The 5,573-nt window shown below is 70.3% G+C and carries 6 protein-coding genes; 3 read left to right on the top strand and 3 right to left on the bottom strand.

Annotated elements, in window-relative coordinates; translation table 11 throughout:
- Nucleotides 1-42 precede the first annotated feature (42 nt).
- From ectB to thpD, 3 genes are all read left to right on the top strand, one after another.
- Nucleotides 43-1,311 carry a diaminobutyrate--2-oxoglutarate transaminase gene (gene ectB, locus GUY60_RS33380; protein ID WP_161704733.1) on the top strand — a complete coding sequence of 423 codons (1,269 nt, stop codon included), beginning with the start codon at nt 43-45 and terminating at the stop codon, nt 1,309-1,311.
- 128 nt (nt 1,312-1,439) lie between these two features.
- On the top strand, nt 1,440-1,844 hold the full coding sequence (locus GUY60_RS33375; protein WP_161704731.1) for an ectoine synthase: 405 nt from the start codon (nt 1,440-1,442) through the stop codon (nt 1,842-1,844).
- 128 nt (nt 1,845-1,972) lie between these two features.
- The gene (thpD, locus tag GUY60_RS33370) at nt 1,973-2,872 is read left to right on the top strand and encodes an ectoine hydroxylase (RefSeq protein WP_161704729.1); all 900 of its coding nucleotides are present in this window, start codon (nt 1,973-1,975) and stop codon (nt 2,870-2,872) included.
- Between the two features lie 134 nt (nt 2,873-3,006).
- Here the strand turns inward: thpD and GUY60_RS33365 are convergent, their stop codons facing one another.
- The 3 genes from GUY60_RS33365 to GUY60_RS33355 all read right to left on the bottom strand — a co-directional run bounded on the left by GUY60_RS33365 (nt 3,007) and on the right by GUY60_RS33355 (nt 5,480).
- Nucleotides 3,007-4,047 carry an aminotransferase class V-fold PLP-dependent enzyme gene (locus GUY60_RS33365; protein WP_161704727.1) on the bottom strand — a complete coding sequence of 347 codons (1,041 nt, stop codon included), beginning with the start codon at nt 4,045-4,047 and terminating at the stop codon, nt 3,007-3,009.
- A gap of 70 nt (nt 4,048-4,117) precedes the next feature.
- Nucleotides 4,118-4,861: a DsbA family oxidoreductase gene (locus tag GUY60_RS33360; RefSeq protein ID WP_161704725.1), complete on the bottom strand. Its 744-nt coding sequence runs from the start codon at nt 4,859-4,861 to the stop codon at nt 4,118-4,120.
- Nucleotides 4,862-4,988: 127 nt separating this feature from the next.
- Nucleotides 4,989-5,480 (bottom strand): GNAT family N-acetyltransferase, encoded by a 492-nt coding sequence (locus GUY60_RS33355; RefSeq protein ID WP_376771347.1) that lies wholly within the window; start codon nt 5,478-5,480, stop codon nt 4,989-4,991.
- Between the last annotated feature and the right edge of the window lie 93 nt (nt 5,481-5,573).

Raw genomic sequence — 5,573 nt, 5'->3', positions numbered from 1 at the left:
CCCCGACCCCCCACGCCTATATCTCCCAGGAGGAGATTCGCTGTGACCATCACCCAGCCGGACCTGAGCGTCTTCGAGACCCTGGAGTCGGAGGTGCGCAGCTACTGCCGCGGTTGGCCGACGGTCTTCGACCGCGCGCAGGGCAGCCGCATGTACGACGAGGACGGCCACGAGTACCTCGACTTCTTCGCCGGTGCGGGCTCGCTCAACTACGGGCACAACAACCCCGTCCTGAAGCGCGCCCTCATCGACTACATCGAGCGCGACGGCGTCACCCACGGCCTGGACATGTCGACCACGGCCAAACGCGCCTTCCTGGAGTCCTTCCAGAACACGATCCTGCGCCCCCGCGACCTGCCGTACAAGGTCATGTTCCCGGGCCCGACGGGCACCAACGCCGTCGAGGCGGCCCTGAAACTGGCCCGTAAGGTCAAGGGCCGCGAGTCGATCGTGTCGTTCACGAACGCCTTCCACGGCATGTCGCTCGGCTCGCTCGCCGTGACCGGCAACGCCTTCAAGCGGGCCGGCGCCGGCATCCCGCTGGTGCACGGCACCCCGATGCCGTTCGACAACTACCTGGACGGTCAGACTCCGGACTTCCTCTGGTTCGAGAGCCTCCTGGAGAACTCCGGCTCGGGCCTCAACAAGCCCGCCGCCGTGATCGTCGAGACGGTCCAGGGCGAGGGCGGCATCAACGTGGCGCGCGCCGAGTGGCTGCGCCAGCTCGCCGATGTCTGCAAGCGCTGGGACATGCTGCTCATCGTCGACGACATCCAGATGGGCTGCGGCCGCACCGGCGGGTTCTTCTCCTTCGAGGAGGCGGGCATCGTGCCGGACATCGTCACCGTCTCGAAGTCCATCTCCGGCTACGGCCTGCCGTTCGCGCTGACCCTGTTCAAGCCCGAGCTGGACATCTGGGAGCCGGGCGAGCACAACGGCACGTTCCGCGGCAACAACCCCGCGTTCGTCACCGCTGCCGCCGCCCTCGACGCCTACTGGGCCGACGGTCAGATGGAGAAGCAGACCCTCGCCCGCGGCGAGCAGGTCGAGCAGGCGCTCAAGGCCATCCGCGCCGAGCACCCCGACGCGACCGTCGAGTACCGCGGCCGTGGCCTGGTCTGGGGCCTGGAGTTCCGCGACAAGCCGCGCGCGAACAAGGTGGCCCGGCGCGCCTTCGACCTCGGTCTGCTGATCGAGACCTCCGGCCCGGAGAGCGAGGTCGTCAAACTGCTGCCCGCCCTCACCATCACCGCGGAGGAGCTGGACGAGGGTCTGCGCACCCTGGCCCGCGCCGTACGCGAGACCTCGTAGGGACGCGGCGACCCCATCCGCACCCCGCACCGGGGGCACCGCAGATCGCCCTCCGGGCTCGTCCTCAATCGCCGGACGGGCTGAAAAACAACTCCGGCGCCGCAAGACAAGAAAGAGAGCAACTCACCGTGATCGTCCGTTCGTTCAAGGACATTGAAGGCACCGACCGGCACGTCAAGTCCGCCTCGGGGACCTGGGAGAGCAAGCGCATCGTGCTCGCCAAGGAGCGCGTCGGCTTCTCGCTGCACGAGACCATCCTGTACGCGGGCACCGAGACGTCCATGTGGTACGCCAACCACATCGAGGCCGTCGTGTGCACTCAGGGTGAGGCCGAGCTGACCGACGACACGACTGGCGAGAAATACACCATTACGCCGGGCACCATGTACTTGCTGAACGGGCATGAGAAGCACACGATGCGTATCAAGGAGGACTTCCACTGCATCTGTGTCTTCAACCCGCCCGTAACGGGCCGCGAGGACCACGACGAGAACGGCGTGTACCCGCTGCTCACGGAGCCGGACGAGGGCTGATCACCCCCGAGCCTCGGGCGTAACAGCCCCCACTTGACTCCCGGCCGCCGCACCCCGCCTCGGGGGCGGGATGCGGCGGCCGGGTACATCCCGAACAGGGCCGTACGAGAGGAGAGGCAGGCAACACCATGACCACCGCACCCGAACGCACCGCAGACCTGTACCCGACCCGAGGCGCCACCGAGGCGCTCACCGAGCGCCAGGACCCCGTCGTGTGGTCCGAGCCGGGTACACAGGGGCCGTTCGCGGCCGCGGAGCTGTCGGCGTTCGACAGGGACGGCTTCATCCAGGTGGATGAGCTGGTCCCCGAGAACGAAGTGGGCATCTACCAGGCGGAGTTGGACCGCCTGACCCTGGACCCCGCGATGCGTTCCGATGAGCGTTCCATCGTGGAGCCCCGCACTCAGGAGATCCGCTCCATCTTCGAGGTGCACAAACTCAGTGAGGTGTTCGCCAAGCTGGCGGCGGACCCGCGCGTGGTCGGAAGGGCCCGGCAGATCCTGGGCTCGGACGTCTACATCCACCAGTCCCGGATCAATGTGAAGCCCGGCTTCGGCGCCTCCGGCTTCTACTGGCACTCGGACTTCGAGACCTGGCACGCGGAGGACGGGCTCGCGCGCATGCGGACCGTGTCCGTGTCCATCGCGCTCACCCGGAATTACGCGTACAACGGCAGCCTGCTCCTGATGCCGGGTTCGCACCGCACGTTCCTCGGCTGCGAGGGTGCCACGCCGAAGGACAACTACAAGCGGTCCCTGCAGATGCAGGACGCGGGCATTCCCTCCGACGAGGCGCTGATCAAGCTCTCCGACGAGTACGGGATCGCCCAGTGGGTCGGCTCGGCCGGCTCGGCCGTGCTGTTCGACTGCAACACCATGCACGGCAGTGGTGACAACATCACGCCGTTCCCGCGGAGCAATGTCTTCTTCGTGTTCAACAGCGTGGAGAACACCGCTCAGGAGCCGTTCGCCGCGCCCGTCCGGCGGCCCGAGTACATCGGCGCCACCGACTTCACCCCGGTACGGTGAGGTCCCTCGCGGCGAGACTCCCGCGGTGAATCCGTGATGTGACGCTTGGCCCGGTTCCCCTTGAGGGAGCCGGGCCAACCGTCGTTCACGGTCCGGGAGTTCGGCCGGAGAGCAGGTTCAGCCGGAGAGCGCGTTCAGCCGGAGAGCACGTCGAGCAGCCGGTCCACGTCCGCCGCCGAGTTGTACAGGTGGAACGCCGCCCGCAGGCTCCCCGCCCGGTCGGACACCTCGACCCCGGCGCGGCTCAGCTCCGGCTGGCGGGCACCGAGTCCGGGGACGGACACGATGGCGGAGCCGGGCGCGGGCACCGGTGTGTGGCCGAGCCGGTCGAGGCCCGCGCGGAAGCGGTCGGCGAGCGCGGTGTCGTGGGCGTGGATCGCCTCGACGCCGATCCGCTCGACCAGACCAAGGCCGTGCCGGGCGCCGACGTACGAGAACAGGCTGGGGCTGACGTCGAACCGGCGGGCGGAGTGGGCGAGTTCACGGACCGGTCCGTAGCAGCTGTCCCACGGGCGCTCCCCCGCGACCCAGCCCGCGAACAGCGGCGTGAGCGAGCCGAGGTCGTCGGGGACGACGAGGAAGGCCACGCCGCGCGGGCAGAGCAGCCACTTGAAGCCGACGGTCACCGTGTAGTCGTCGACGGCCGCGTCCAGCGGCAGCCAGCCCGCGGACTGCGAGGCGTCGACGAGGGTACGGGCGCCGTGCGCGCGGGCCGCGGCGCGGATCGCGTCCAGGTCGGCGATCCGGCCGTCGGCGGACTGGGCGGCGCTGACCGCGACGAGCGCGGTGCCGGGCCGCACCGCCTCGGCGAGCCCGTCGAGCGGCACGGTGCGCACCTTGAGGTCACCGCGGATGTGGAACGGGTTGACGATCGAGCTGAAGTCATCATCGGCGACCAGGACTTCGGCGCCCGCGGGCAGGGCGGCGGCGATCAGGCCCACGTACACGGCGACCGAGTCACCCGCCGCGACCCGGCGCGCGGGGACTCCGGCGATCCGGGCGAAGGCGGCGCGGGCGGCCTCCACGTCGGCGAACATGTCACCCGGCCGCCCGGCCGCGAGGGCGGCGACGGCGTCCTGCATCGCCCGCACCCCGTCGGCGGGCAGCAGACCGGTGCTCGCGGTGTTCAGATACGTCGTCTGCGGCGCGAAGGCCGCACCTGAGAGGCTCTCCATGCCCCTACTCTGCGGTGCGGGCCAACTCCCCGTCCATTGCGCATTGTTGCGAACCTTGTCGTAGGAATGCTTATACGTCGCTCTTGACCTGCGGAACCTCGCAGCCGTCCGGGCCGCAGGTCGCCGCGTCGGTCGCGTCGGTCGCGTCGGCCGCCGGGGTGAGGGTGGTGAGCGGGGTGCGGGCGTCCCACGCCTGCTCGAGGGCCTGCGCGAAGACCTCGGCGGGCTGGCCGCCGGAGACGCCGTAGCGCCGGTCGAGGACGAAGAACGGTACGCCGGTGGCGCCCAGTTCGGCCGCCTCGCGCTCGTCGGCGCGCACCTCGTCGGCGTACGCGGCCTCGTCGGCGAGCACCGCCTTCGCCTCGGCCTCGTCGAGACCGGCCTCGACGGCGAGCGTGACGAGGTCCTCGTGGACGAAGACGGAGCGCTTCTCGGTGAAGTTCGCGTGGTAGGCGAGGTCGAGCAGCGCGTTCTGGCGGCCGCGGGCGCGGGCCAGGTGCAACAGGCGGTGGACGTCGAAGGTGTTGCCCGCCTCGCGGCCCACGGTGCTGTAGTCGAGGCCCTCGCCGCGGGCGACCTCGGCCACGTCCTCCTCCATGGCGCGGGCCTCTTGGGGGGTGCGGCCGTACTTCTCGACCAGCACGTCGGTCACCGGGACTATGTCGGCCTTGCCGCGGTGCGGTTCGAGCTCGAAGGAGCGGTGCACCACCTCGACCTCGTCGCGGTGGGCGAAGGACGCGAGGCCCTGCTCGAAGCGGGCCTTGCCGATGTAGCACCACGGGCAGGCGATGTCGCTCCAGATCTCGACGCGCATCAGGTGTGTCTCTTCTCCGTACGGGGGTGGCGGTCGGCCTGGTCAACGCGGCCTGCGGACCGCGCATTCCCCGCCCGTACGGTGAGCGTCCCGCCGGTGAGCGGCCGATTACCGTGAGCGGTCCGGCTCACAGCCGCCGGTGCATGATGTGCAGCGCGACCCGGCCCCGTACGGGGTGGTCGAAGGCGTCCGGCACCGTGCCGACGACGGTGAAGCCGAGGGAGCGCCACAGGGCCAGGGCCGGGTTGGTCTCGACGACGGCGTTGAAGACCATCGCCTCGTACCCGTCCCGCGCGGCCTGCTCCAGGACATGTTCGGCGAGGCGGCGCCCGACGCCGCGGCCGGTGCGGTCGGGGTCGACCATGAAGGCGGCGTTGGCGATGTGGGCGGCCGGTCCGCCGTAGTTCCGCTTCACGGACGCGGAGCCGAGTACGGTGTCCGGCTCGGTGTCGTCGACGGCCACGAACACCCGGGCACCGGGCGGCATCCACAGGGCACGCGCGGCGTCCTTCGGGGTGTCCCGGTCCCAGGAGTAGGTCTCGCCCGCGGCGACGATGCGCTGCCAGAAGGGCCAGATCCGGTCCCAGTCGCGCTCCTCGGCATCCCTGACGGTCAGCATGGCCGCAGTGTCGCAGAAGGGGTGGGCGGTGGCCGAGGCGTTTTCTCGGGCGCGGGTCGGGGGCTCGGAGGCGCCGGTCGGGGGTCTCAGGCG

Origin of the sequence: Streptomyces boluensis, assembly GCF_009908195.1 — a bacterium.
GTDB classification, from domain to species: domain Bacteria; phylum Actinomycetota; class Actinomycetes; order Streptomycetales; family Streptomycetaceae; genus Streptomyces; species Streptomyces boluensis.
This window is presented reverse-complemented; position numbering and strand designations above follow the sequence as displayed.